Consider the following 24,109-nt stretch of genomic DNA (forward strand, 5'->3'; position numbering starts at 1 on the left):
GAGTTACTGAACTCAAGACTTGACTCGCTAGATTAGCCCTTGATTGAGCCAATCATCATCCCCTTGACGAAATACCGTTGCAGGAACGGATAAGCAAATACAATGGGGAGAGTAGTGACGACCATCGTGGCCAGCTTAACAGACTGCGAAGTGACGGTCTTGGTCACTGCGCTTCCCTGCAAGGCGGTCGTCATGATATTGGAGCTTGACTGAGCCACAACCCGGTATAGAAAAGTCTGAACGGGCTGTAATGATTCCTGATTGACGAAGATGATTCCTGCGAAATAGTCATTCCACTGATATACCCCATGGAACAAGGCAATGGTGGCCAGCACCGGCATGGATACCGGAAGCACAATTTTCAAGAAAATCGTCCAATCGCTTGCCCCGTCAATGCGTCCCGCCTCTTCCAGACCATCCGGGATTTCCCGGAAGAAGGTCATGAAGATGATTAAGTCAAAGAAGCTGAATAACACAGGAATGATATAAACCATAAAGGTATCCAGCAAATGTAAATCCCGGATCAACAAATACGTTGGAATGAGACCGCCGGAGAAAATCATCGTGATGGTACCCATCAGAATATAGATCTTGCCACCGATCAGCTCCTTGCGGGAGAAGGCATAGGCGACCATCGCTGTAAAGAATACGTGCGCCACTACCCCAAGCAGGGTCTTGGCCACCGTCAGCCACATCGCAGTCATAATTCCCGGGTTGTTAAAGACGGCTTCAAAATTCTCCAGACTGAACACTCTAGGCCACCAGTAGATGCCGCCCAGCATGGCATCCTGACCATCATTAAAAGAATTGATAAGCACGTACCAAATCGGATACAAGGTGACGAAGCAAATCAGGAGCATTCCGAAATTATTTAGAAAGTCAAAGGCGACCTCGCCTTTCGTTCTACGGTTGGTTAGAAACATCTGCAGGTCCTCCTTGGCCTAAAACAACGACGTATCGTTGAGTTTTTTGGATACTTGGTTCGCAATCAGCAGCAACGTAAGCGCAATGACGGACTTGAACAATCCGATTGCCGCAGAATACGAGTAACGGCCTGAGGAAATCCCTGTATAGTACACGTAGTAATCAATTACGTTACTTGCGCTATCATTAAGCGCGTTTCGTAATACGAGAATCTGATCAAAATTGGAGTTCAATACACCGCTGACTGCCAGAATGAACAGAATGCTGATCGTCGCTTTGATCGATGGCAGCGTAACGTACCACATCTGCTGGAAGCGCCCCGCACCGTCAATCGTTGCTGCTTCATACATTTCCGGAGAAATGCTGGTAATCGCTGCAAGATAAATAATGGCTGACCAGCCAAGCTCCTTCCACACATCCGAAGTAATGACGATGGTCCAGAAATATTTAGGTTCCGCCAGATAAGCGATCGGCTGATCGACAAGCTTTAAGGCCATAAATATGTCATTAATAATCCCTGTCTCCGATAGCCAGGTTGCCAAAATCCCCCCGAGTACAACCCAGGACAGGAAATGGGGCAGGTATGAAATCGTCTGAATCGCTTTCTTAAATCGTAATGAACGAATCTCGTTCAAGAAAAGGGCAAATACGATAGGTAGCGGGAACATTAGCAGCTTGAGCAAACTGATGCCCAAGGTGTTCCGCATCACGTAACCAAAGTTCTCGTCCGACAAAAACTCTCTGAAATGCTCCAATCCAGCCCAAGGAGCCTCCGAAATCGTTCGAATGATGTCATAGTCCTTAAACGCGATAATGACACCGTACATGGGAATATAGTTGAATATAATCATCCATGCGATACCAAGTAAAGCCATAATCTGGATATGCCGCTGCGTGTAAAGTTTCTTCAGCCATTTCCGCCTTGGCGCCTGCGGCTTATCTGTCTTTAATGTGGCTGTGGGCTGCATTGACTGCCTCATGTCCATCCCCTCTGACCTCCAGGTTAGCTAGTTTCTGCTTTTGAAAGCACTTTCACCTGTCACGCTTTTATTGTACTTGGTGCACAGGATCAAGGTAAACGTGCAGGATTTCGTATTAGGGGGTTCTTTTTTCGGATTACCAGAAATAAGCTAGGCAGGTGTAAGGAATACAGCTCGTCCAGAAAATAGTATACTATCAGCTCCTATCTATTAAAACAAGCAAACAAAAAGCAGCAAGTAGCGGGATTTCCCCTAACCTGCTGCATTGCTGTTCTTCCGATAAACAAAGACAAGTTAGAACACCGTCTTCTTCCCTTGTTCATCCTTCAAGATCTCCACCGCTTCACGGAAGCGCAAGCTGTGCACAACTTCGCGCTCACGCAAGAATTTCAGGCCATCCTGAATATCCACGTCATCGGTCATGTCGATCAGCCACTGGTATGTAGCCCGCGCTTTTTCTTCTGCGGCAATATCCTCATACAAATCAGCAATGGGATCGCCTTTTGCCGCAATATAGGTTGCCGTAAAGGGGACACCGCCAGCGTTCTCGTAGAACAACGCATGATCGTGGTTCACGTAATACGGAGCCATTCCTGCTTCCTTGAGTTGTTCCACGGTAGCATCCTTCGTCAGCTTGTAGACCATCGTTGCAATCATCTCGAGGTGGGCAAATTCCTCGGTGGAGATATCGGTTAGCAGGCCAATGATTTTATCCGGAATTGTATACCGTTGGTTCATATAGCGCAGCGCCGCCGCCAGCTCTCCGTCAGCCCCACCATACTGCTCGATCAGCAGCTTTGCCATTCGCGGGTCGCATTTGCCCACACGAACCGGGTATTGCAGTTTTTTCTCATACACCCACATGTCGTCCGTTCAACCTCCTTTAGCATCCAGGCAACCCGCCTGTAGATGAAGCCTACACTTGCCAAGGCCAAGGACTTTGCGACCATTCCCAAGGATACTTGGAATAAGCGCGTCCAAAGTTCTGTAAAGGACCATATCGTTGTTGAAAATGGTTAGCAAGCCCCGTCCGCTCCTGTGTCAGTTGATTGAACTGTTCAATCGCCTTCAAATCATCGGGATGCGTATCCAGGTACAGGTTGAGCTCGACCAATACAAAATCAAGGGCCTGCAACTTTTCCAGCATCTCATAATATTGCTCGTCACACGGCAAGTACTGGTTCTCCGTCGTCATGAGGTCACCGTCCTTTCCCCCATTTGGATTCATAGGGACTGTACAAGGCTGGCCACAATGTACCTAGCTTTAAGGCTTCGGCCGGACTGAACTGCGGCAAGTCCATAGGTTGAAAATGAATAAATAGCTGCGGAGGGGTGCTGTAGGTTTTCGGCGTGATCGGCGGACAAGGATCGTAGGGGCCGACAAAAGGGTAATACACGCGCTCTTGAGGCTGACTCAAACCAATTTCCTCCTTTGACAGAATATTTCCTATCACTAAGATATGACGAATGCCCAGTTTATGAACTCATTTCCCGGAAAATACAAAAAAACGCCGCTTCCTGCTTACGCAGGAACAACGGCGTTTATATCTTTTCAGCAAGACCAGGACTCGTCCTTATCCTTCCTCAACCTCTTCATCAGGTTCTTCAATAGCAAGGCGGACAACCTTCACCCGTGTAATCCGCAAACGGCTGGCTTCCTCCACTTCAAACAGATAACGATCGAGTTGTTTTCTCTTCCCTTTCACCGGAGCACCCTCCAATTCCTTAAACAACCAGCCCCCAATGGAATCCACTTCTTCATCTTCAATCTCACTACCAACCAGTTCATTGACCTCCTCAATTAGCAAGCGACCATCGACGGAAAATACGCCTTCGGTCAGCTTCTCGATTTCCGGTCGTTCATCCTCGAACTCATCGTGCAAGTCTCCGACGATCTCCTCCAGAATCTCCTCGGCAGTCAGCAACCCCGCCGTTCCTCCATATTCATCAACGACCAGCGTCAACTGAGCATGCTTCTTCTGCATTAAGCGAAGGACATGGCTGACTTCCATGGATTCCGGAACGTTCAGAATAGGACGTACCATCTCTGCCAAGTCCAAGGTCTTATCCGGATCAGGTAACAACAGATCCGTAATATGGACGAATCCCATGATCTGGTCCTTATCCTCCACTGCAACTGGATAACGAGAGTGCTTGGTCTCTGCCACAATACGCATATTCTCTTCCCAGCTCAAGTTGGTGTATAAGCAATCCATATCCGTGCGGGGCAACATCACTTCCCGGGCCAGCATATCCGAGAAATCAAACAAGTTGTCCATCAGCTTCATTTCATCCTTGTCGATCACTCCGCTTCTTGCACTTTGATCCATCAGGATGCGAATTTCTTCCTCGGAGTGGGCCGCTTCATTTTCATTCACCGGCTCAATGCCAACCAGCCGTAATACCCCGTTAGCTGCTGCGTTGAGCAGCCAAATCACAGGCAGGAACAATCGATAGAACATCAACAGTGGCCATGACAACCACAGGGAGGTCTCCTCTGATTTCTGAATAGCCAAAGATTTAGGAGCTAACTCACCCATTACAATATGTAAGAAGGTAATGATCGCAAACCCAACCGCCACAGATACTGTCGAGATTAACGTAGGATCTGTAGCACCAGCCTTATGCATCAAGGGTTTAATCAGCAGTTCCGACACCGCCGGCTCCCCTACCCAGCCCAGCCCCAGCGAGGCCAAGGTAATGCCAAGCTGGGTGGCTGACAGATACGTATCCAGACGGTGATTGACCTTAAGTGCATAATTAGCTCTCCGGTTACCCTCTCGAACCAATTGGGTCAGACGCGATTGACGGACCTTCACCAGCGAAAATTCCGCAGCGACAAAAAATCCATTCAAAAAAACAAGAATAAAAACCAATAGCAAATTCCAGATCAGCTTGCCAAGTTCTATCTCAGTATGTCCATCAGGTGGAACAGGCACGAAAAACGCCTCTTTTCTATAATGTGATTGCTCGGCGGTTTTTGAAATCCGTCTGCTTGTAATACATATCGGCAACTAGCAAGTTAGGTCCGCAGCAAGCGGCTGCGTCGCAGTGGCAGTTGACCGTTTGATTCAGCGGGTGCCGGGTGAGCCAACGCTCAAAGATATCGTCCAAGCGCCCGTCCTGCACGTTCCCAAAGGCCGGAATTGCAGTAAAATCCGTGACATACACATCCCCCGTAAACATGTTCACGTTCACGCGATTACGTCCATCAGGGTCATTGCGCACCGTTACATTCGGCTCCTGCCGCAAGCGGCGAAGCAGAGCCTGATCCTCCTCGCTGCGATTGCAGGCAAAGAACGGCAGCGTTCCGAACAACATCCAGAGCGAGGGATCTCGCGCGTCCAGCAGGGAATGGATCGAGGCTCGCATATCACTCAATTCAAGAACCGGCAAGCCCTCCGCGAAATCGGCCGCATACATGGGGTGAACCTCATGCCGCTGGCAGCCCATGTCCACAATCAGCTTGTGAATTTCCGGGAGCTTATCGTGGGTCCGGTAGTTAATCATGGACTCCGCAGAAATAAACATACCTGCTGCGCTTAGTTTGCGCGTATTGTCGATCATTTTATTATACATGTTGTACGCCGCTTGCGCAGGAACGGAATGACCGCTGCGCGCAAACCCGACTTCATGGAAATCTTGCTCGTTCGTATAGTTGAAAGAGATGTGCATGACGTCCAAATAAGGCAGCAAGGGTTCGTAGCGGTCATAGTCCAGGGTCAGGTTAGAGTTAATCTGAGAGCGTATGCCCCGCTCCTTGGCATACTTGAGTAACGGGACTATCTTCTCCTCTACCGTCTTGCGCCGGAAGGTCGGCTCCCCTCCGGTAATACTGATCGTCTTCAGATGCTCCACCTGATCCAGCGACTTCAAGATCAATGGCAAGGGCAACTGCTCAGGCTCCTTCATGACAAGGCTGTCCCCCACTGCGCAATGCTCGCAGCGCATATTACATAAATTGGTTACCGTTAACTCGACGCTGGTCAGCACGTGGCGGCCGAACTCACGTAGAGAGAGAATCGGGTCCCACGGGTCATAGCTGGGGCTAATCTTTTTATCGGCAAAAATTGTATCTGGTGTGTGCTTGTTTATCATACTTGTTCACCATCCATTCCGTCCATTTCCGTCACTACAATAGAGAGTTGAACGGACAAATCTATTTCATAAGGGGTCTTCAAATCCTGGCCACCGGCATCTGCTAACACACGGACGATCGGTCTTTGCGGGGTATGTCCATGGATCTTGACAACGACAGCTGTCTCTCCCGTGTTAAGCTTAACGGTCATCCCCAGCGGATAAATGGCCACACGATCACGGAAGAGCTCCAGCTTCGACTTCTCATACCATTCCCCACAGCCGGCATACAACACCTCCAGCGCTTGATGTGGAAGCATGGCCTTGCGATATACTCGGTGCGTTGTCATGGCGTCATACGCATCCGTGATGGCAATCCAACGGGCGAACTCATGAATCTCGTCTCCCTTTATCCCACGTGGATAACCTGTTCCATCTACCTTCTCATGATGCTGGTAAGCACAATGAGCGGATACAAGAGGAATCCCAGGTTCATTCTTCAATATTTTGAAGCCAAGCTCCGGGTGTTGTTGAATAATCTTATACTCCTCTTCGGTCAAGCGAGAAGGCTTGTTCAGTACCTCCAGAGAGAGCTTGGTTTTGCCGATGTCATGAAGCAACGCTCCCAGTCCCAGCGTCGTCAATTCTTCCTTGCTATAACCATGAAGTTGCCCGAGCAGCAACGTATACACGCAAACATTCAACGAATGACGATACAAATAGTGATCCATACTATTCATGCTCATCAGCATAATCATGGCATCGTCACGGGCGCTGAGATCACCGATAATGGATTCAACAAGCCCGGAGAAGGTTTTACCTAAATAAGGGTAGGCCACACCTTTCACGGCAGGGCCTGCCCATTTGCGAAAATGAGTTCGAATCTCCGAGAGCGCACGACGCTCGGTCTCCTCTGCAATCATTTCCGGAATAACCACATCATCCGTTCGGGAATCTTCTATATAAATGAATTCCAGTCCATGGCTCCGCAAACGCCGAATGATAGCGTCGCTAAGCTCCGCATTTTCCGACAGCAAAATAATACCATCTTCATTATAAATCTTTTTACCGAGTTTCATCCCGGCTCGTAAGGAGCCAACGGGGATTAACCGCATACTTCCACATCCATCTCTGTTTGGGATTGTATGTCTCTGGAATTAACGGTCTTCTCCAAGCATCACTTATGCCGCGAGGCGAATTAACGCATAATGAAAATCCAGAATACAGCCGCTAAAACAAAGCGGTAATAAGCAAAATGGCGAAGCTGAATTCTCTGAATCAGCTTAAAGAACGCCAGCACAACAATATAAGCTACGATAAAAGCAACAATAAAGCCCATCAGAAAATATCCTATGGTATCAGAGGTCAGATAGCGGTAAGAATCAAGCATCTCATAGCCTGATACCGCACACATAATGGGAATCGCAATCAAAAATGAGAAATCCGCTGCTGCCTTGTAACTAACACCGCTAAGCATGCCCCCCGCAATCGTGGAGCCCGAACGAGAGAAGCCCGGCCACAATACAGAAATACATTGATATAGCCCTATCAGCAAGGCCTGCTTGTACGTAATCTGGTCCATACCTGGAGCCGTAACATTCGCTTTGTGCTTGGAGAACCATTCAGCAAAAATCATAAATATCCCGCCGGCCACAAGAGCCCACAGGACGGTCTGAGAGCTGAACAGGCTCTTGATGAAATCGCGAAAGAAGTAGCCGACGATCAAAGCCGGCATTATACCTAGAATAACATGGATCAGATCCAGCCGTCCCGCAGGAGCGTGGCGGTCTACTACCGTAATCTTTCTGCTGAGGCCCAGCATATGGGCAATTCGCTCGCGGTACACTAGCGCCATGGCCAGAATGGCTCCGAGCTGGATGACAATCTCGAAGGTCTTCATTTCCGGCGATTGATCATTATACCCCATAAGCTTGGCGGTCAAAATCATGTGCCCCGTTGATGAAACGGGAATAAATTCTGTCAGGCCTTCTACGATCGCTAATATAATCGCAACAATAAAACTCATGGGCCCCTCCTAATATTCTACTTTTTTCCACCGCAATTGAAAACAGGTTTCCGTCGATCCGTGAATTTGCAGTTCCATCCGCAGCAAGTCGCGCAGGAAATCCGGCAACATATACCGCTTCTCCGTGCCATGTTGCAGACGCTCATATCCGATGCCGAAGGAGAACATATCCAGCGTACCTACGGTGTAGGATAGCTCTGGCTGGATGGGTACACCGCCCATGGTGACCTGAGTAATCCGCTGATAAGGCGCCGCCTGAGGCGCATAGGCAACCTCCAGACCATCCACACATAAGCCACCCAGTACCTTGCCCCGGAAGCCATACCCCTTAATCTCCTTGTGAATCATGTCTTCCAGCAAAGACTCCTCCAGGCTGTACAAAATGTCTCGTCCCGATAGCTTCATCGTGCAAGGATTAATCGGAGAGGGGCAGCGTTCGTGCAGCATGCCTTCACTGATCGTTCCGGCTGGCAAGCTAGCGAGCAGTTGTCCGCTATTCACCAGCGAGAAGTCGCTGCCCGTATAACGGCGCACCGCTTGAGCCAGCAGATTGCCAAAGGGAGACTCCGTCGCATATTCTAGCGGGAGCTCTCGATCTGTTACGGCAATGGCATGAGCTAGCTGCTGCCGGGCCTTAGACTGCTGCAAGGCGATAGCTTCGTCGATACGCCTAGCGCTATTATCCATCTTGACAGGGAGACATTGACCCTCGATCACAAAGCTCGCTCCCTCACCTTCTTCCTCACTCGGGCGGATAACCAGCTTGCCTAAATAGGCACCAAATTTGCCCGCAGCCGTAATCATCGTGTCTCCGACCTGCAAGGGTACCTCTAGCAGGTGGTGTGTATGCCCGCCGATAATAAGGTCGATACCCGCAATCTGCTCAGCCAGCTCCCGATCCATAGGCAGACCCAGATGGGACATGACGACCACAAGGTCTACCTGGTCTCGCAGCTCATGAACATCGCGAGCAATCGTCTCCAAGGGGTCTAAGGAAGTCAGGCCTAGCAGCTCATAAAATTCCGCAAATGCTGCGGTCGCCGCCACCAGGCCAATCTTGATCCCCCCCTTGCTTAAGATCAAGCTACGTTTCATCCACTCCGGGGAATTGCCTGTCTCTCTATCTACTATATTGCCGCACACCACAGGACTATGCAGATGAGCATAAGCTTGTTTCATTTGCTCTGGCGTAAAGGTCAGACCTTCATTGTTGCCAATCGTAATCGCATCATATCCCATCAAGTTGATCACTTCTACATTGGCCTTCCCCATCGTGCCTTCCGTTTCGACGGCTGCCCGGTCCATATGGTCCCCGATATCGAGCAGGAGCACCTCGCCGCCTGACGCTTCGTCCCTCACTTGATCCACCATCGCAGCAATTGGCCCCATCGTTTCAAAGTGACTATGAATATCATTGGTGTACAATATCGTTAACGTTTCCGGGTTCGTCTCCGGCATCGTGAATGGCCTCCTTGGCTTTCGGTGTATCCGGTCTGTTTCAAATTTTAGAGTTCAATGAGTATTATATACCTTAAAATTCATCGTTGTCTCGTTATAATCCAACTTGTTAACAAGCGACTACGCCATAAGCACCAGACCCTCTGCCCTATACAATGACCATTGGCCCATATTCCTCATTGTCAACCCATTTATTCCCTGCTATTATAAAAAGAAAACTGGAGAATATGAGGTGTCATAGCCCATGAAAGCACATATCATGGACCTCAGTCCCGGCGACCTTCTACAACATGATGTATTTAATCATTTTGGCGTCTTTGTCCTACAGAAGGGGTCCGAGCTGACCAATGAAGCTATTGCCAAACTGATACAGCATGGCATCGATTACGTGGATATCGAGCCCAAGACCGTTCAGGTTGATTTCCCATCATCCGGGCGCATCGCAAACCCGGTTCAACGGGCAAAGGCTTATCTGGACGAAGGGGTAGACAAGTTTGAAGAAATATTTTTGGAAGCGCTAACTAATGGCAAGTTCAACGAGTCCAAGGTGGATGAATTAATGAAGCCACTCCTCTCGGAGTTAGAGAGCCAGAAGGATGTCGTCTCTTTGCTGCTAGCCATTGAGGACGATGATAACTATACATACAATCACTCCATGCAGGTGGGCATGCTATGTTATTATATCGCCGCATGGCTTGGCTATTCTCAGGAAGAAGCCCATCAGGCTGGTAAAGCCGGCTATCTGCTCGATATCGGCAAATGCAAAGTGCCTGCCAGCATTTTGTCCAAGCCCGGTAAGTTGACCCCCGAGGAATTCGAGGAGGTTAAACTTCACACCACCTACGGCCATGACATTATTATGGAATCAACCGGTGACCAACTTTCGGCCCTGGTAGCTCTACAGCATCATGAACGAGAGGATGGTAGCGGCTATCCTCATGGATTGCGCGGCCCTGAGATACATCCTTACGCCAAGATTGCCGCCGTAGCCGATGTCTATTCAGCAATGACCTCCAATCGGGTCTATGGGTCCAAGCAGGAGCTGTTGTCCGTACTTCGTGAGTTGAACAGCCTTAGCTTCGGCAAGCTGAGCCCCGAGCCCACTCAAGCACTCATTCGTCATCTACTACCTAACTTCATTGGCAAGAAGGTCCTGCTGAACTCAGGCGAGTCCGGCTCCATCGTCATGACCAACCATACCGACTTCTTCCGCCCACTCGTCCAGACCGACACCAGGTTTGTGGACCTGTCCAAGGAACGTGAAATCTCCATTGCTGAGGTTTATTTGTAGAGAACAAAAAAAAGAACCTGCAAGCCCCTTTAAATCAAAAGGCTCGCAGGTTCTTTGCTTTTTTTAAAAATGAGTGTGCTTAACTTTCCATTGCTCTAGCTTAATGTTTAACCAGAAAGAATAGATACCCAGCGTGATGATACATAGCAGTAACCATTTAATCCAATTTCCAAACAGCCCCACTGCTGTTCCATCAAACTTTAAGCGCCGTCCTTCAATAACGGTATGCTCAATCTTCCAGCGATAAATCATCACAAGACTCCATGGGTAGCAGATACCCAGAGTAACGATTGTCACCAACCAGCCAAGTATGCTCCATCCAATATACTGCGCAAGTCCACCATCAAATACCGATGGATATTGCCCACTTGCTACATACTGCGAATTCTGTGTTGTCTTAGGCTCTACAGCCACATTCATGTCCTTCATCCTTTTCTTTGTGTTGTAAGGAATAATATTCTACATAAAGGACAATATTCCTCCTTCTTTAGGCATATATTTTAGGATGGTAGTAAATTCGACCTAAAAATCAAAATACATACCAAAAAAGGCACGGAATCGGCTAAGCCAATCCGTGCCTTTTTATTAAATAAAACCTTGGTGCAACAGGATCTATCGGGATTAACCGATGGAGCCTTCCATTTCGAACTTGATCAATCTATTCATCTCTACCGCATATTCCATTGGCAGCTCTTTGGTAAATGGCTCGATAAAGCCCATGACGATCATTTGTGTTGCTTCTTCTTCGGTAAGCCCGCGGCTCATCAGGTAGAAGAGCTGCTCCTCGGACACCTTGGATACCGTCGCTTCATGCTCCAACACAATGTTATCATTCATGATCTCATTGTACGGAATGGTATCGGAAGTGGATTCGTTATCCAGAATGAGCGTATCGCACTTGATGTTCGACTTGGCACCCTCCGCCTGACGGCCAAAGGAAGCCAGGCCACGATACGTTACTTTACCCCCATGCTTGGAGATGGATTTGGAGACGATGGTCGATGTCGTATCCGGTGCCAGGTGGATCATTTTCGCACCCGCATCCTGGAGTTGACCCTTGCCAGCTACAGCAATCGACAGCACACTGCCTTTAGCTCCCCGTCCCTTCAGGATAACCGCTGGGTACTTCATCGTCAGCTTGGAGCCGATGTTCCCGTCAACCCATTCCATATTTGCATTCTCTTCTGCTACCGCCCGTTTGGTTACCAGGTTGTAGATGTTAGGAGCCCAGTTCTGAATCGTCGTATAACGAACGCGAGCATCCTTCTTCACAAGGATTTCAACAACGGCGCTATGCAGAGAGTTAGTGCTGTAGACTGGAGCCGTACAACCCTCTGTATAGTGCACAAAGCTGCCTTCATCGGCAATAATCAATGTCCGTTCGAACTGCCCCATGTTCTCCGAGTTAATCCGGAAGTAAGCTTGCAGCGGAACCTCGCATTTAACACCCTTCGGTACATAGATAAAGCTACCTCCGGACCAGACCGCACTGTTCAAAGCGGCAAACTTATTATCTGCCGGTGGCACAACCGTACCAAAATACTCCTTGAACAATTCCGGATATTCTCTTAGCGCTGAATCGGTATCCATGAAGATAACACCTTGATCTTCCAGATCCTTCTGCATGCTATGGTATACAACCTCGGATTCGTATTGAGCAGACACCCCGGCCAGGAACTTCTGCTCCGCTTCGGGAATCCCCAATTTGTCGAAGGTTTCCTTAATCTCTGTAGGAACTTCCTCCCAAGTCTTCCCTTGCTTCTCGGAAGGTCTGACATAGTATTGAATATCGTCAAAATCCAATCCGTTTAAATCTCCGCCCCATTGAGGAGTCGGCATCTTCTCAAATTGCTCCAGCGATTTCAGACGGAAGTTCAACATCCACTCCGGTTCATTCTTAATCCGTGAGATTTCCGTAACGATTTCGCGGGTCAAGCCTTTGCCCGACTGAAATATGGATTTGTGCTCATCGCGAAAGCCATATTTGTACTCTTCCAGTTCCGGTGCTTTCTTGGCCATGTTCGGCTACCTCCTTAGGGTTTATGATTCTGCCTGTATGCCCTTCTTCAGCGCATTCCAGGCTAAGGTCGCGCATTTGATACGAGCAGGAAATTTATTAACGCCAGATAAAGCCTCAATGTCTTCATAATCCTCAAATTCCACGGATTCCCCCATCATGAGCTTGGAGAATCTTCCGGCCAGATCCAGGGCCTCTGCGAAGCTACGCCCCTTTACAGCCTCCGTCATCATGGAAGCGGAAGAGATACTGATTGAGCACCCTTCCCCGGTGAACCTAGCATCGCGAACGATATCTTCCTCCACAATAAGCTGCAAGGAGATCCGATCACCACAGGTAGGGTTATTCAAATCAACGGTTACAGCCTCTTGCTCAAACTTCCCCCGGTTGCGCGGGTTCTTATAGTGATCCATAATGACGCGTCGGTACAAATCGTCCAGTTGCATTATCCAAAATACTCCTTTGTTTGGATTAGAGCTTCCGCCAGCCGGTCAATGTCCTGTTCCGTATTGTACAGATACAAGCTGGCTCTGGCCGTCGCGCTTGCTTCAAGCCAGCGCATAAGGGGCTGGCAGCAATGATGCCCTGCCCGAATCGCGATGCCCGAAGCATCAAGCACGGTCGCTACGTCATGGGGATGGATATCCTGAAGATTGAAGGTAAGCAAGCCAACCTCGCGTTCACGCGGCCCATACAAAGTTAATCCCTCGATCTCTGCAAGACGGTTCATCGCATAAGCTGCCAGCTTGGCTTCATGGCGATGAATGTTCTCCAGCCCGATTGATTCCAGGAAATCGATGGCCGCTGCCAATCCAACCGCGCCGGCAATAATCGGCGTACCCCCTTCGAATTTCCACGGGAGCTCCTTCCAATTGGACTCATAGAGACCCACATCATCAATCATTTCCCCGCCGTATTCAATCGGCTCCATGGCCTCCAGCAGATGCTTCTTACCATATAATACGCCAATCCCCGTTGGAGCGCACATCTTATGGCCGGAGAAAGCATAGAAATCAACGTCGAGTTCCTGTACGTCCACCTTCATATGCGGCGTGCTCTGAGCTCCGTCCACCACCATCACAGCACCATGACGGTGAGCGATGGCTGCTAATTCCTTGATCGGATTCACAACGCCAAGCACATTAGAAACATAGGCGATCGACACAATCTTCGTCTTATCGGTAATGAGGTTCTCTGCATCAGCCAAATCAATATGACCATCCGGCTGAAGCGGAATATATTTCAAGACAGCCTTCTTCTTCAAGGCCAGTTGCTGCCAAGGAATCAGGTTACTATGATGCTCCATCGGCGTAATGACGATTTCGTCGCCTTCACTTATAGCATCTCCTCCATAAGAAGAAGCTACCAGGTTCAAGGCTGTAGTCGTGCCCCGGGTAAAAATAACTTCCTCCCGGTGAGCTGCGCCGATGAACCGGGCCACTTTGTCCCGGGCGCCCTCATAAGCATCTGTAGCCCGGCTTCCAAGCGTATGCACACCGCGGTGAACGTTCGCATTGTCCCATTCATAATAATGCTTGAGTGCTTCCAGAACCTGAATAGGCTTCTGGGAAGTAGCGGCACTATCCAGATATACTAGTGGATGGCCGCTGATCTCCTGCTGCAAAATTGGAAACTGCCGTTTAAGTTCCCCAGCATCGATACTCATTGTCCCAGCTTCCTTTCCACCAGACCTTGCAATTGCTTTTGCAGTGGCTCCAGCGGAATATCCGAGACGACCGGTGCAAGGAAGCCGTATATAATCAAGCGTTCGGCGTTCGCACGCGAAATACCGCGGGACATCAGATAGTAAATTTGCTCTGGATTCACCTGTCCGACAGATGCCGCATGGCCTGCCGTTACATCATCCTCATCAATTAGCAGGATCGGGTTGGCATCCCCACGCGCCTTCGGACTCAGCATCAATACCTTCTCTGTCTGTTGTCCATCCGCCTTGGTGGCACCCTTCTCAATCTTGGTGATACCGTTGATAATGGCGGTTGCTCCTTCACGCATTACAGCCCGGGTAATCATCTGGCTGCTAGAGCTCTTACCAAAATGAACCGCCTTGGTCGTGTAATTCAACCGCTGCGAGCCGGAACCAACAGCAATCACTTTGGCATCCGAAGTCGAGCCGTTCCCCTTGAGAATGGATAACGTTTCGCTTGCCGAATCACCGCTATTCATCTCGCCCACGATCCATTCAATGCTGCCGTCGTTCTCCACAACAGCCCGGCGATAGGTCAAGTCGGTCGCCTGCTCACCCAGATGATGTACGCTAGCAAATTGCACCTTCGCTCCGTGCTTGATGTATACCTCGGAAGCTCCGTTATGCACGATGCGCTCGCTCAAGTTCACCGAGATGTAGTTATCTACATAGGTTACTTGGCTATTCTCTTCTGCAACAATAAGCACATGCGGTGCAAACACAGCGTCTGCTTCATCCAGCAAGAAGATGCTTTGTAGCGGCGTATCAATTACGACATTCTTGGGAACATAGAGGAATACCCCGCCGCTCCATAGAGCTGCATGCAAGGCAGACAAGCGATGCTCATCCGGCTTGATAATCGTATGCAGATATTTCTGTACCAATTCGCCATGCTCACGAGCAGCCGTCTCCAGGTCAGTGAAAATCACGCCTTGGGCAGCCAGTTCCGGAGCCAGCCTAGCAAATACCGTGCCAGCATTACGTTGTACCAGCAAGTTACTCTGCTCCGTCAAATCCACCAGCGAATGGACGCTGTCAGGAAGCTGTTGCAGTTCCTCGCTACGTGCTGCGCCGAAGTCGCCAAAGTTGCTCAGATTCCAGCGGTCCAGCCGCGTCTTCTCCAGTTTGGGCAGATCCAGTCCTTCAGCCAGTCGCAAAGCCTTGGTACGGCTCTCCGTCAGCCATACAGGTTCACCCTGCTTCAGGGAAATTTGCTTCAATTGTTCCGCTTCTACCGGAAGAACGGTTTGTGTCGTCATTCTTTATTCCTCCTTCCGTCTAGGCTTCTTGACCGACCGTTTCGTCCACAATGCCAAGCTCTTCCTTAATCCAGTCATAACCATCCTGCTCCAGGCGTTCAGCCAGCTCAGGGCCACCAGATTTAACGATACGTCCTTGCATCATCACATGGACGTAATCAGGCTTCACGTAATTCAACAAACGTTGATAGTGGGTAATAATCAGGAAGCCACGATCTTCGTTGCGCATAGAATTGACGCCGTTGGCTACAATTCTCAAGGCATCGATGTCGAGACCGGAATCAATCTCATCTAAAATTACGATCTTAGGATCAAGCAGCAACATTTGCAGAATCTCGTTCCGCTTCTTCTCCCCGCCGGAGAAGCCTTCATTCAAATAGCGATGAGCGAACTCAGGGTTCATCTCCAAGGCTTTCATTTGCCCTTCCATTTGACGAATAAATTTAATCAGAGAAATCTCGTTACCTTCTTCACGTCGTGCATTAATCGCACTGCGCAGGAAGTCAGAGTTCGTAACCCCTGCAATTTCACTTGGATATTGCATAGCCAGGAATAAGCCGGCACGAGCCCGCTCGTCCACGGCCATCTCCAGAACGTCTTCGCCATTCAACAAGGCTTTCCCGTCCGTAACCTCATATTTGGGATGTCCCATCAATGCAGAAGCAAGCGTACTCTTACCGGTACCGTTAGGTCCCATGATGGCATGAATTTCGCCGCCTTTTATTTCAATGTCAATCCCCTTCAGGATTTCCTTGTCCTCAATTGTTGCCTTAAGCCCCTCAACCACAAAATGCGTCGCCATAAGCCTACTCCTTCCATTAACAATAATTAACGTTATTTGATCAAGGGCGCTGCCCTTGTTCTTGCCATTGTACCATAATAATTATCAGTTTAGAATGATTATCGCTGATTCTCACTGATTCTCACTTCATTCTATCTTACTTTTTTGGCATAAGCAACGTATGTCCGCCGATATCCGCTTGCATTGTGCCTTTTATCACAGACACATTCTATAAGCTTGAGAATTGCTCAAACGCATAGAAGGACTCGGCCATCTCTATGGCCAAGCCCTTCTGCGCGGCGGTATGCTCGAAAGGCCCCTCGGCCTAGCATGAACACCACTACCCTTGTTAGCCCAAGTAAGCCCGAAGCATCCACATATGCTTCTCCAGACTACCGACATAACCGGTTAGCAAATCTGCTGTGGCATCATCGCCTGCTTTCCCGGCGTGCTCGATTCCTTCGCGGTAGGATTCACATAAAGTGGCGAGGTCCTCCAACAAATGTTGAACCATCGCTTGCGGCTCTTCCTTACCAGAAGCCTCCTGAATGGTGGCTAATTCTAAGTATTCCTTCAACGTTGCTGCTGGATTCCATTTTAATGTAAGCATCCGTTCGGCAATGGCATCCATCTGCTCAGATACTTCATTATATAGTTCTTCAAATTTAAGATGAAGTCTGAAGAAATTGTTACCCTTCACATACCAATGGTAGCTATGCAACTTCACATAAAGTACGTTCAAGTTAGCAACCTGTTCATTCATCAATGGTTCAAGACTGGATGTGTTTGTTTTTCCTGTTGATTTTGCATCTGATTTAGCCATGCTAGTCCCTGCTTTCTATAAAAATTTAGTGTATTCAATCCTCAAGCCAAAGACCTGAGGAATGATCTCAAAAGCCCTGACGTGCATACCTCATACTTACCCTTGTTCAGTATTTGCGAAACAAGCTTTACTCATTCTTTGCGAACAAACCGTGAACAGGCCTAAAACGCCCTAATCACATGAATACCATTTAAATTTTCAGTAAATTTGCAGAAATTCTCAGAATTTGGACTATGATTGTTTCGCTAGCGGTGCTATTATTAATTGGGTATTTTTTGTGACTAATTTAATTTTTAGCTTAAGGACATGTTCAAAAAATCAGCTTCGTTTTGGGAAGACGACTTTTTGAACTACCTCTTTAAGAATGAATTTTTTTGGGGGAGTTATGAACAAGCAGACTGGACAACATCACAAGGAAGAGTTGGGCTATTTGTTCAACATCGAGATTCTGGTCAAGAACAATTCCAATGCACTCGCGTTGCAGACGTTACTGGAGTTGCTCAATAGCAGCGACAAGATTATAGATTATCGAATCAATTCGGGCTCCGAGCTTGGCAAGGTTATTGAATCCATGCTGGCGAACTCCAAGCAGGCACATATCACCGCATCGCACAAACACCCAGAGAAAACAGAAGTCACCAAGGAGTTGCCTGCCAAATCCAGTAAACCGCCCATTTCCGAAACAACGATTTCAGGAAGCTTTAAGGATATCGCTGCCAGCGATGAATTTCAAACCTGGATTCAGAATTATATCAAAGGTAATCAACTCGTCCGTCTCTACATTAACCGCAATGGAAAGCGAGTGAACATGCCTTGCCGTATTCTGAATTTCCAACCCGAAACCTATACACTCAGCGTCTATCATGTTGACGAGAAACAAGTCTACACTTTAAAGCTAAGTGAAGTCATTGACCTTCTTGATACTTAATACTTGTCCACTCGCTTCTAAATCCATGCAAAAGAACGATGGGTGCTTCCGCGCCAGGGAAGTGACCCACCGTTCTATTCATTACCACGATGCTCCATCTAGAGGATGATCAAGTCTCTACCCTAAACGCCAAGAGTTGCCTCTCCAGGCTTCCAGAGCCAGCAGCAGCCAACCTGCCAGGAATGATACGCCCCCTAGTGGAGTAACGGGTCCCAGCCATCTCCACTCCATGATGGCAAGGCCATAAAGGCTGCCTGAAAATAAAATGATGCCGATGACAAACAAGCGGTTAGCCCAGCGAAGCCGTCTGGACGTTCCCCATTTCTCTGCAAACAAGGCCCCTGCCAAAATAGCAAGTCCGTGGATCATTTGATAATGGACTCCGGTCTCATAGGTCTCAATCGCCGATGCCCCGATTTTTTCTTTAAGAATATGGGCTCCAAAGGCCCCCAGAGCTACTGCCAGCAGCATGATAACAGCTCCAATTCCCGCATAGTTCCGCATCCTTAACCTAACCTCCCACGTATGATTTCAGCCTTCTTCATAAAAGTATAATAACCCAACGGCCACCCGGATTACCATTCATACCGCATTTTGGCATCTAAAAATAACCTTGCATTTTCCATTTAGATATGAAAGATTAATCATAAAAGATCAATTTATAAGGAGATTTATATGAACTACAATCCAACAGAGTCCCCATCTTATTCACCACAATCCGGCACAGACATTCCACCTATGGCAAAAGCTAAATTTTCAGGACCGGGCATCGCCTCTTTTATTGTTAGCTTGCTAGCGCTAGTCGGGTATGTATCGTCCATTGTGCTCATTGCTGCAGCAGTTGTTAATATCATGGATCAATCCATCATGCCAACTCCTGATGATATTATGCAGCGGGCAGACGCCATGTCAGGTGTCTTTCTCTTCCTTGCCTCGCTATTTCTCAATCTAGTTGGGCTAGTCCTGGCTATTGTCGGGCTTGCGCTCAAGAACCGCCGGAAAGTATTTGCCATCCTGGGCTTAATCTTCTCATTGCTGCCTGGATTGGGCTTTATCGGGCTGCTCGTAACAGGGAGCATGGCTACTATTTAAATAAAACATATAACTCGTGCTGGCTCTTCTTAAGCCATACGTTCCTTCTTTCCGCCATTTTTGCTAAAATGGAATAAGTTTTTCTTTTGATATGCTGCACTTATGTAACGAATTAGTATGATTTGGAACAAGGAGACTACGTATGCCTAATGTTAAAATATTTTCAGATAGCACCTCAGACTTGCCTGGCGAATGGATTCAGCGCCATGATATCAGTCTTGTTCCACTCTATGTCGTGTTCGGAAGTGAAACCTTCCGGGACGGCCTTGATATTACCCCACGCGATATTTACCAGCGTGTAGAGAAAGAAGGAACCTTGCCGAAGACGACGGCTCCCTCCCCGGGAGATTTCGTTAGTGCCTTTGGACCGTATATTGAACGTGGACAAGATATCGTATACATCAGCTTGTCCTCCAAGCTATCGTCCACTTATCAAAATGCGAAGATTGCCGCGGATGAATTTCCCGCAGGCCGTATTCATGTCATTGATTCCCTCACCTTGTGTAGCGGCATTGGACTTCTGGTAATGAAGGCGGTCATGCTGGCAGAGCAAGGCCTCTCTTCTGAAGAGATTGCTGTACAAGTCAGCGCTATCCGGCCTCAAGTAGAGACTCAATTTGTTATTGATACACTGGAGTATTTACATAAGGGCGGACGCTGCTCCGGAATGCAACATTTTATCGGTAGTCTGCTGCAAATTCGTCCGGTGCTCAAACTGGTTGACGGCAGTATTATACCGGCTTATAAGGTGCGCGGCCGCAAAGAGAAGGCGGTACAGCAAATGCTGGATAACGCCCTTGCCGATAAAGACAACATGGATAAGGACTTGATTCTGGTAGTCCATACGGAAGCGGAGCAAGAAGCGTTGAAGCTTGCGGCCATCTTGCGAGAACAGACTGGAGCACGCAAAGTCGCTGTATCCGAAGCTGGCTGCGTAATTTCCAGTCACTGCGGACCACATACTGTTGGTATTATGTACACCCGGAAGTTACCGGTTTAATCCAAGTAACAGCTATATCATACCCTGAACAGGAGGGTGACCATGGGCTCGATTAAGATTTTTGCGGACAGCACCTGCGACCTGCCTCCAGAGTATATTCAGCAATATGATATCGGTATTGTGCCTCTTTATGTGACGTTCACGGATCAAATCTACAAGGATGGCGTAGATCTCACCGTTCCCGAGCTATACGGTAAAGTGGCCGCATCGGGCAAATTGCCCAAGACCGCCGCCCCTTCGCCGGCCGATTTTATTCAATCCTTTGCTCCATTCCTACAGGAAGGACGACAGATTCTGTACATCAGCTTGTCCTCGGAGCTGTCCTCGACCTACCAGAATGCATTACTGGCAGCGCAGGAGTTCGCCGAAGGCGCTGTGACTGTCTTCGATTCCCTGAACCTGTCCAGCGGTATCGGTCTTCAGGTGATGAAGGCTGTACATGCGGCAGACCAAGGCAAAGACATCATCGAAATTGTTGAGCTGCTAACCGCCATACGGCCCCAGGTCGAAACCGAGTTTATCATCGATTCGCTGGATTACTTGTATAAAGGTGGGCGCTGCTCCGGAATGCAAAATATCGTAGGCAGTCTGCTCAAGATCAGGCCAGTCATCAAAGTGATAGATGGGAAAATGACCCCTGCTTACAAAATCCGCGGTAGCAGGGATAAGGCGCTGGATCAATTATTAAGCAATGCGCTAAGCCAATTGGAGGACATGGATCAAGACCTGATCTTCATTACCCATTCCTTGGCTGATGCGGATGCTAAGCTGCTTAAGCAAGCACTGGAGGAGAGCACGCAGGCAACGGTTGCCATCTCCGATGCTGGCTGTGTTATCTCCAGCCACTGTGGTGCCAAAACGATTGGTATCCTTTATACCAAAAAACTTGCTTGAATCAACAAAATGACCTGACTTATTTGGATAAGCTGTCTTGAATGACGTGCGGCCAATGGCTAGCGTGTTCGAGGCGGCTCTTTCTATTTCCGCCCTTCCAAATCCCTATCCTTCACATATCGTTCCTCTCCCTGAATATACTTTAGTTACATCCACTAAACAGTAAAATCACAATTCTGCAAATCCCCATATGGAGGTGTTCCTCATGTCTTCATCTAAGCGGTATAACTTTGTCGTCTCCAAGGAGGATTGGTCGCTGCACCGCAAAGGGTATCAGGACCAGCAGCGCCACCAGGAAAAAGTACGGGAAGTGATTCGGCAGAACCTCCCTGATCTGGTCACCGAAGAGAACATCATCATGTCGGACGGTAAACAAATCATTAAAGTCCCTCTGCGCAATCTGGAGGAATACCGGTTCATCCATAATTATCAGAAGCAACAGCACGTAGGGCAAGGAGATGGCGACAGCCAGGTTGGCGACGTGCTAGGACAGGATAGCCCCAAGAGCAGCAAAGGCGGCAAAGCGGGGGACCAGCCCGGCCAGGACTACGTTGAGACTGAGATCAGCATGGAAGACCTGGAAGAGATGCTGTTCGACGAGTTGGAGCTTCCCTTCATTCAAGATAAAGATAAGGAAGAACTGGAGAGCGAAGCCATCCGCTTTAACGATATTCGCAAGAAAGGCCTCATGTCTAACATCGACAAAAAACGTACCATTCTGGAAAATTTGCGACGCAATGCCACCTCCGGTCAACCAGGCATTCACGGCATTTCACCCGATGATCTTCGCTATAAGACCTGGGAGGAGATTGTTGTGCCTCGGTCTAACGCTGTAATCCTCGCCATGATGGATACCTCGGGCTCTATGGGTGCCTTCGAGAAATACTGTGCACGCAGCTTTTTCTTCTGGATGACCCGCTTCCTCCGCCATCAATATGAGAAAGTAGATATCGTATTTCTGGCCCATCATACCGAGGCAAAGGAAGTGACCGAGGAAGAATTTTTCACTCGCGGGGAAAGTGGCGGCACCATTTGCTCCTCGGTCTATCAGAAAGCACTGGACATTATCGACTCCCGGTATCCCCCATCCAGCTACAATATTTATCCCTTCCATTTCTCGGATGGAGATAACCTGACCTCGGATAACGAGCGTTGCCTCAGACTGATTGGTGAGCTACTGAAGCGCTGCAACATGTTTGGTTATGGGGAGGTCAACCAGTATAATCGTGGAAGCACACTGATGTCTGCCTATCGGAATATTAAGCAAGAGAAATTCATCCATTATGTGATTAAGGAAAAAGGCGAAGTGTACCATGCGCTGAAGCGATTCTTCCACAAGCGTGAGGGAGGTGCAGCCAGTTGAATTATACTCATGCCGAGCTGGAATTCGCTATCTCGGAAATTATGGAAATTGCCGATAGCTTTGGACTGGATTATTATCCGATGCGCTACGAAATCTGTCCCGCCGACATCATTTATACCTTTGGCGCTTACGGAATGCCCACCCGCTTCTCTCATTGGAGCTTTGGAAAGACCTTCAACAAGATGAAGATGCAGTATGACTTCGGATTAAGTAAAATTTATGAGCTTGTTATCAATTCCAATCCCTGCTATGCCTTTCTACTGGAGGGCAACTCGCTGATCCAGAACAAGCTGATCGTCGCCCATGTGCTGGCACACTGCGATTTCTTCAAGAATAACTTCCGCTTCTCCGCCACCAACCGCGATATGATCGAGAGTATGTCTGCGACCGCTGAGCGGATCAACAGCTATGAGCTGGCCTATGGCGCGGATACCGTCGAAGCCTTCATCGACCACGTACTGGCGATTCAGGAACATGTTGACCCCCAGTTGATTAGGCCGATGCGTTACGATAAGCGGCAGCAGCTAGAAGAGAAACGGCGTAGAGCACGCGAGGAACGCAAGCATCCGGCGAAGCCAGGAATTTACGATGATCTATGGTCCCTGGATACGTCTGCAGAAGCGGCTTCCGCCGATACATCCTCCTTAACCACATTTCCTTCTGAGCCAGAGAAGGACTTGGTATGGTTCATCCAGGAATATTCCGAATCGCTGGAGGACTGGCAACGGGATATATTAAGCATGTTACGTGAAGAAATGCTATATTTCTGGCCACAGATGGAGACCAAGATTATGAACGAGGGCTGGGCCTCCTACTGGCATCAACGTATTATCCGGGAGCTCGACTTGACCAGTGAAGAGACGATTGAATTTGCCAAGCTCAATTCCTCCGTGGTGCAGCCCTCCCAGCAAAGTCTCAATCCCTATTACCTGGGGCTTAAAATCTTTGAAGACATCGAACGCCGCTGGGACCATCCAACAGAGGAACAGCAGCACCGCTTCGGACGTGTCCCAGGGCAAGGACGGGAGAAAATGTTCGAGGTGCGGGAACTGGATTCGGACATTTCCTTCCTGCGTAGCTACCTGAGCAAGGAGCTGGTACAGGATCTGGATTTATATATCTTCGAAAAGCAGGGCCCCGAATGGAAAATCACCGATAAAACCTGGGAGCATATTCGCGATCAACTTGTCGCTTCGCGCGTAAATGGAGGTTCACCGTATATCGTAGTTCAGGACGGCGACTACCTTCGCTCAGGAGAATTGCTGCTCAAGCATCAATACGAAGGACTGGAGCTTGATCTGAAATATCTGGAACACACCCTTCCTCATGTCTATCATTTGTGGGGGCGCCCCGTTCATCTAGAGACCGTGGTTGAGGACAAACGGGCACTCTTCTCCTATGACGGACAGAAGCATCAACGCAAAATATTATCGTAGCCGCAGGTACAGGCAATTGCAGAAATGCACTTGCCTGTTTTTTTATGACGAGGAT

The 24,109-nt window shown here is 48.6% G+C and carries 25 protein-coding genes; 7 read left to right on the forward strand and 18 right to left on the reverse strand.

The window, feature by feature from the left end:
* Positions 1-32: 32 nt before the first annotated feature.
* The 10 genes from AC1VOR_RS05235 to AC1VOR_RS05280 all read right to left on the reverse strand — a co-directional run bounded on the left by AC1VOR_RS05235 (position 33) and on the right by AC1VOR_RS05280 (position 9,465).
* Positions 33-923: a carbohydrate ABC transporter permease gene (locus tag AC1VOR_RS05235; RefSeq protein ID WP_482616226.1), complete on the reverse strand. Its 891-nt coding sequence runs from the start codon at positions 921-923 to the stop codon at positions 33-35.
* 18 nt (positions 924-941) lie between these two features.
* Entirely contained in the window at positions 942-1,910 is a 969-nt protein-coding gene (locus AC1VOR_RS05240) for an ABC transporter permease (RefSeq protein WP_482616228.1), read from the reverse strand.
* A 288-nt stretch (positions 1,911-2,198) separates the two neighbouring features.
* Positions 2,199-2,768 carry a manganese catalase family protein gene (locus AC1VOR_RS05245; protein ID WP_059051769.1) on the reverse strand — a complete coding sequence of 190 codons (570 nt, stop codon included), beginning with the start codon at positions 2,766-2,768 and terminating at the stop codon, positions 2,199-2,201.
* A gap of 52 nt (positions 2,769-2,820) precedes the next feature.
* Positions 2,821-3,099 (reverse strand): spore coat protein CotJB, encoded by a 279-nt coding sequence (locus tag AC1VOR_RS05250; protein WP_482616229.1) that lies wholly within the window; start codon positions 3,097-3,099, stop codon positions 2,821-2,823.
* A gap of 4 nt (positions 3,100-3,103) precedes the next feature.
* Positions 3,104-3,322, reverse strand: a complete 219-nt coding sequence (locus tag AC1VOR_RS05255; RefSeq protein ID WP_482616231.1) for a spore coat associated protein CotJA — start codon at positions 3,320-3,322, stop codon at positions 3,104-3,106.
* Between the two features lie 156 nt (positions 3,323-3,478).
* Positions 3,479-4,843 carry a hemolysin family protein gene (locus tag AC1VOR_RS05260; RefSeq protein ID WP_482616232.1) on the reverse strand — a complete coding sequence of 455 codons (1,365 nt, stop codon included), beginning with the start codon at positions 4,841-4,843 and terminating at the stop codon, positions 3,479-3,481.
* A 16-nt stretch (positions 4,844-4,859) separates the two neighbouring features.
* Entirely contained in the window at positions 4,860-6,002 is a 1,143-nt protein-coding gene (gene yfkAB / locus AC1VOR_RS05265; protein ID WP_482616234.1) for a radical SAM/CxCxxxxC motif protein YfkAB, read from the reverse strand.
* Positions 5,999-7,096, reverse strand: coding sequence for an HD-GYP domain-containing protein (locus AC1VOR_RS05270; protein WP_482616235.1), 1,098 nt, complete (start codon positions 7,094-7,096; stop codon positions 5,999-6,001). Before AC1VOR_RS05270 ends, yfkAB begins: the two co-directional genes overlap by 4 nt.
* A gap of 83 nt (positions 7,097-7,179) precedes the next feature.
* Positions 7,180-8,007: an undecaprenyl-diphosphate phosphatase gene (locus AC1VOR_RS05275; RefSeq protein WP_482616236.1), complete on the reverse strand. Its 828-nt coding sequence runs from the start codon at positions 8,005-8,007 to the stop codon at positions 7,180-7,182.
* Positions 8,008-8,016: 9 nt separating this feature from the next.
* Entirely contained in the window at positions 8,017-9,465 is a 1,449-nt protein-coding gene (locus tag AC1VOR_RS05280) for a bifunctional metallophosphatase/5'-nucleotidase (RefSeq protein ID WP_482616237.1), read from the reverse strand.
* A gap of 244 nt (positions 9,466-9,709) precedes the next feature.
* Here AC1VOR_RS05280 and AC1VOR_RS05285 point away from each other — a divergent pair, with 244 nt between their 5' ends.
* Positions 9,710-10,756: an HD-GYP domain-containing protein gene (locus AC1VOR_RS05285; protein ID WP_482616238.1), complete on the forward strand. Its 1,047-nt coding sequence runs from the start codon at positions 9,710-9,712 to the stop codon at positions 10,754-10,756.
* A gap of 63 nt (positions 10,757-10,819) precedes the next feature.
* Here AC1VOR_RS05285 and AC1VOR_RS05290 read toward each other — a convergent pair whose 3' ends face one another.
* From AC1VOR_RS05290 to AC1VOR_RS05320, 7 genes are all read right to left on the reverse strand, one after another.
* Positions 10,820-11,176, reverse strand: coding sequence for a DUF898 family protein (locus tag AC1VOR_RS05290; protein ID WP_482616239.1), 357 nt, complete (start codon positions 11,174-11,176; stop codon positions 10,820-10,822).
* A 201-nt stretch (positions 11,177-11,377) separates the two neighbouring features.
* Positions 11,378-12,775 carry a Fe-S cluster assembly protein SufB gene (gene sufB, locus AC1VOR_RS05295; RefSeq protein ID WP_059051757.1) on the reverse strand — a complete coding sequence of 466 codons (1,398 nt, stop codon included), beginning with the start codon at positions 12,773-12,775 and terminating at the stop codon, positions 11,378-11,380.
* A gap of 21 nt (positions 12,776-12,796) precedes the next feature.
* Positions 12,797-13,219, reverse strand: a complete 423-nt coding sequence (gene sufU / locus AC1VOR_RS05300) for a Fe-S cluster assembly sulfur transfer protein SufU (protein WP_482616240.1) — start codon at positions 13,217-13,219, stop codon at positions 12,797-12,799.
* Positions 13,219-14,439: a cysteine desulfurase gene (locus AC1VOR_RS05305; protein ID WP_482616241.1), complete on the reverse strand. Its 1,221-nt coding sequence runs from the start codon at positions 14,437-14,439 to the stop codon at positions 13,219-13,221. The genes sufU and AC1VOR_RS05305 overlap by 1 nt, the downstream gene beginning before the upstream one ends.
* Entirely contained in the window at positions 14,436-15,737 is a 1,302-nt protein-coding gene (sufD, locus tag AC1VOR_RS05310) for a Fe-S cluster assembly protein SufD (protein WP_482616243.1), read from the reverse strand. Before sufD ends, AC1VOR_RS05305 begins: the two co-directional genes overlap by 4 nt.
* Positions 15,738-15,756: 19 nt before the next feature.
* Entirely contained in the window at positions 15,757-16,539 is a 783-nt protein-coding gene (gene sufC, locus AC1VOR_RS05315) for a Fe-S cluster assembly ATPase SufC (protein ID WP_482616245.1), read from the reverse strand.
* Between the two features lie 328 nt (positions 16,540-16,867).
* Positions 16,868-17,341, reverse strand: a complete 474-nt coding sequence (locus AC1VOR_RS05320) for a Dps family protein (RefSeq protein WP_482616247.1) — start codon at positions 17,339-17,341, stop codon at positions 16,868-16,870.
* Positions 17,342-17,726: 385 nt separating this feature from the next.
* Here AC1VOR_RS05320 and AC1VOR_RS05325 point away from each other — a divergent pair, with 385 nt between their 5' ends.
* A complete protein-coding gene (locus AC1VOR_RS05325) occupies positions 17,727-18,269 on the forward strand; it encodes a hypothetical protein (protein WP_482616249.1) in 543 nt (180 codons plus the stop codon).
* Positions 18,270-18,386: 117 nt separating this feature from the next.
* Here the strand turns inward: AC1VOR_RS05325 and AC1VOR_RS05330 are convergent, their stop codons facing one another.
* Positions 18,387-18,773, reverse strand: coding sequence for a DUF423 domain-containing protein (locus AC1VOR_RS05330; RefSeq protein ID WP_482616250.1), 387 nt, complete (start codon positions 18,771-18,773; stop codon positions 18,387-18,389).
* A 171-nt stretch (positions 18,774-18,944) separates the two neighbouring features.
* Between AC1VOR_RS05330 and AC1VOR_RS05335 the strand changes: the two genes are divergently transcribed.
* The 5 genes from AC1VOR_RS05335 to AC1VOR_RS05355 all read left to right on the forward strand — a co-directional run bounded on the left by AC1VOR_RS05335 (position 18,945) and on the right by AC1VOR_RS05355 (position 24,054).
* Positions 18,945-19,361, forward strand: a complete 417-nt coding sequence (locus AC1VOR_RS05335) for a hypothetical protein (protein WP_482616251.1) — start codon at positions 18,945-18,947, stop codon at positions 19,359-19,361.
* A gap of 142 nt (positions 19,362-19,503) precedes the next feature.
* Positions 19,504-20,361 carry a DegV family protein gene (locus AC1VOR_RS05340; protein WP_482616252.1) on the forward strand — a complete coding sequence of 286 codons (858 nt, stop codon included), beginning with the start codon at positions 19,504-19,506 and terminating at the stop codon, positions 20,359-20,361.
* Between the two features lie 42 nt (positions 20,362-20,403).
* On the forward strand, positions 20,404-21,255 hold the full coding sequence (locus tag AC1VOR_RS05345; protein WP_482616254.1) for a DegV family protein: 852 nt from the start codon (positions 20,404-20,406) through the stop codon (positions 21,253-21,255).
* Positions 21,256-21,460: 205 nt separating this feature from the next.
* Positions 21,461-22,618, forward strand: coding sequence for a sporulation protein YhbH (gene yhbH / locus AC1VOR_RS05350; RefSeq protein ID WP_482616255.1), 1,158 nt, complete (start codon positions 21,461-21,463; stop codon positions 22,616-22,618).
* 41 nt (positions 22,619-22,659) lie between these two features.
* Complete coding sequence (locus tag AC1VOR_RS05355; RefSeq protein ID WP_482616419.1) at positions 22,660-24,054, forward strand: SpoVR family protein; 1,395 nt, start codon at positions 22,660-22,662, stop codon at positions 24,052-24,054.
* Positions 24,055-24,109: the final 55 nt, after the last annotated feature.

The sequence above is a fragment of the Paenibacillus sp. 1SOY10 genome, from assembly GCF_056836745.1.

Excerpts from the sequence above, each read along its gene's own strand:
- AC1VOR_RS05235 (WP_482616226.1), bottom strand. The coding sequence starts at position 923 with ATGTTTCTAACCAACCGTAGAACGAAAGGCGAGGTCGCCTTTGACTTT.
- AC1VOR_RS05240 (WP_482616228.1), bottom strand. The coding sequence starts at position 1,910 with ATGGACATGAGGCAGTCAATGCAGCCCACAGCCACATTAAAGACAGAT.
- AC1VOR_RS05245 (WP_059051769.1), bottom strand. The coding sequence starts at position 2,768 with ATGTGGGTGTATGAGAAAAAACTGCAATACCCGGTTCGTGTGGGCAAA.
- AC1VOR_RS05250 (WP_482616229.1), bottom strand. The coding sequence starts at position 3,099 with ATGACGACGGAGAACCAGTACTTGCCGTGTGACGAGCAATATTATGAG.
- yfkAB (WP_482616234.1), bottom strand. The coding sequence starts at position 6,002 with ATGATAAACAAGCACACACCAGATACAATTTTTGCCGATAAAAAGATT.
- AC1VOR_RS05270 (WP_482616235.1), bottom strand. The coding sequence starts at position 7,096 with ATGCGGTTAATCCCCGTTGGCTCCTTACGAGCCGGGATGAAACTCGGT.
- AC1VOR_RS05275 (WP_482616236.1), bottom strand. The coding sequence starts at position 8,007 with ATGAGTTTTATTGTTGCGATTATATTAGCGATCGTAGAAGGCCTGACA.
- AC1VOR_RS05280 (WP_482616237.1), bottom strand. The coding sequence starts at position 9,465 with ATGCCGGAGACGAACCCGGAAACGTTAACGATATTGTACACCAATGAT.
- AC1VOR_RS05285 (WP_482616238.1), top strand. The coding sequence starts at position 9,710 with ATGAAAGCACATATCATGGACCTCAGTCCCGGCGACCTTCTACAACAT.
- AC1VOR_RS05290 (WP_482616239.1), bottom strand. The coding sequence starts at position 11,176 with ATGAATGTGGCTGTAGAGCCTAAGACAACACAGAATTCGCAGTATGTA.
- sufB (WP_059051757.1), bottom strand. The coding sequence starts at position 12,775 with ATGGCCAAGAAAGCACCGGAACTGGAAGAGTACAAATATGGCTTTCGC.
- sufU (WP_482616240.1), bottom strand. The coding sequence starts at position 13,219 with ATGCAACTGGACGATTTGTACCGACGCGTCATTATGGATCACTATAAG.
- AC1VOR_RS05305 (WP_482616241.1), bottom strand. The coding sequence starts at position 14,439 with ATGAGTATCGATGCTGGGGAACTTAAACGGCAGTTTCCAATTTTGCAG.
- sufD (WP_482616243.1), bottom strand. The coding sequence starts at position 15,737 with ATGACGACACAAACCGTTCTTCCGGTAGAAGCGGAACAATTGAAGCAA.
- sufC (WP_482616245.1), bottom strand. The coding sequence starts at position 16,539 with ATGGCGACGCATTTTGTGGTTGAGGGGCTTAAGGCAACAATTGAGGAC.
- AC1VOR_RS05320 (WP_482616247.1), bottom strand. The coding sequence starts at position 17,341 with ATGGCTAAATCAGATGCAAAATCAACAGGAAAAACAAACACATCCAGT.
- AC1VOR_RS05325 (WP_482616249.1), top strand. The coding sequence starts at position 17,727 with ATGAACAAGCAGACTGGACAACATCACAAGGAAGAGTTGGGCTATTTG.
- AC1VOR_RS05330 (WP_482616250.1), bottom strand. The coding sequence starts at position 18,773 with ATGCGGAACTATGCGGGAATTGGAGCTGTTATCATGCTGCTGGCAGTA.
- AC1VOR_RS05335 (WP_482616251.1), top strand. The coding sequence starts at position 18,945 with ATGAACTACAATCCAACAGAGTCCCCATCTTATTCACCACAATCCGGC.
- AC1VOR_RS05340 (WP_482616252.1), top strand. The coding sequence starts at position 19,504 with ATGCCTAATGTTAAAATATTTTCAGATAGCACCTCAGACTTGCCTGGC.
- AC1VOR_RS05345 (WP_482616254.1), top strand. The coding sequence starts at position 20,404 with ATGGGCTCGATTAAGATTTTTGCGGACAGCACCTGCGACCTGCCTCCA.
- yhbH (WP_482616255.1), top strand. The coding sequence starts at position 21,461 with ATGTCTTCATCTAAGCGGTATAACTTTGTCGTCTCCAAGGAGGATTGG.
- AC1VOR_RS05355 (WP_482616419.1), top strand. The coding sequence starts at position 22,660 with ATGGAAATTGCCGATAGCTTTGGACTGGATTATTATCCGATGCGCTAC.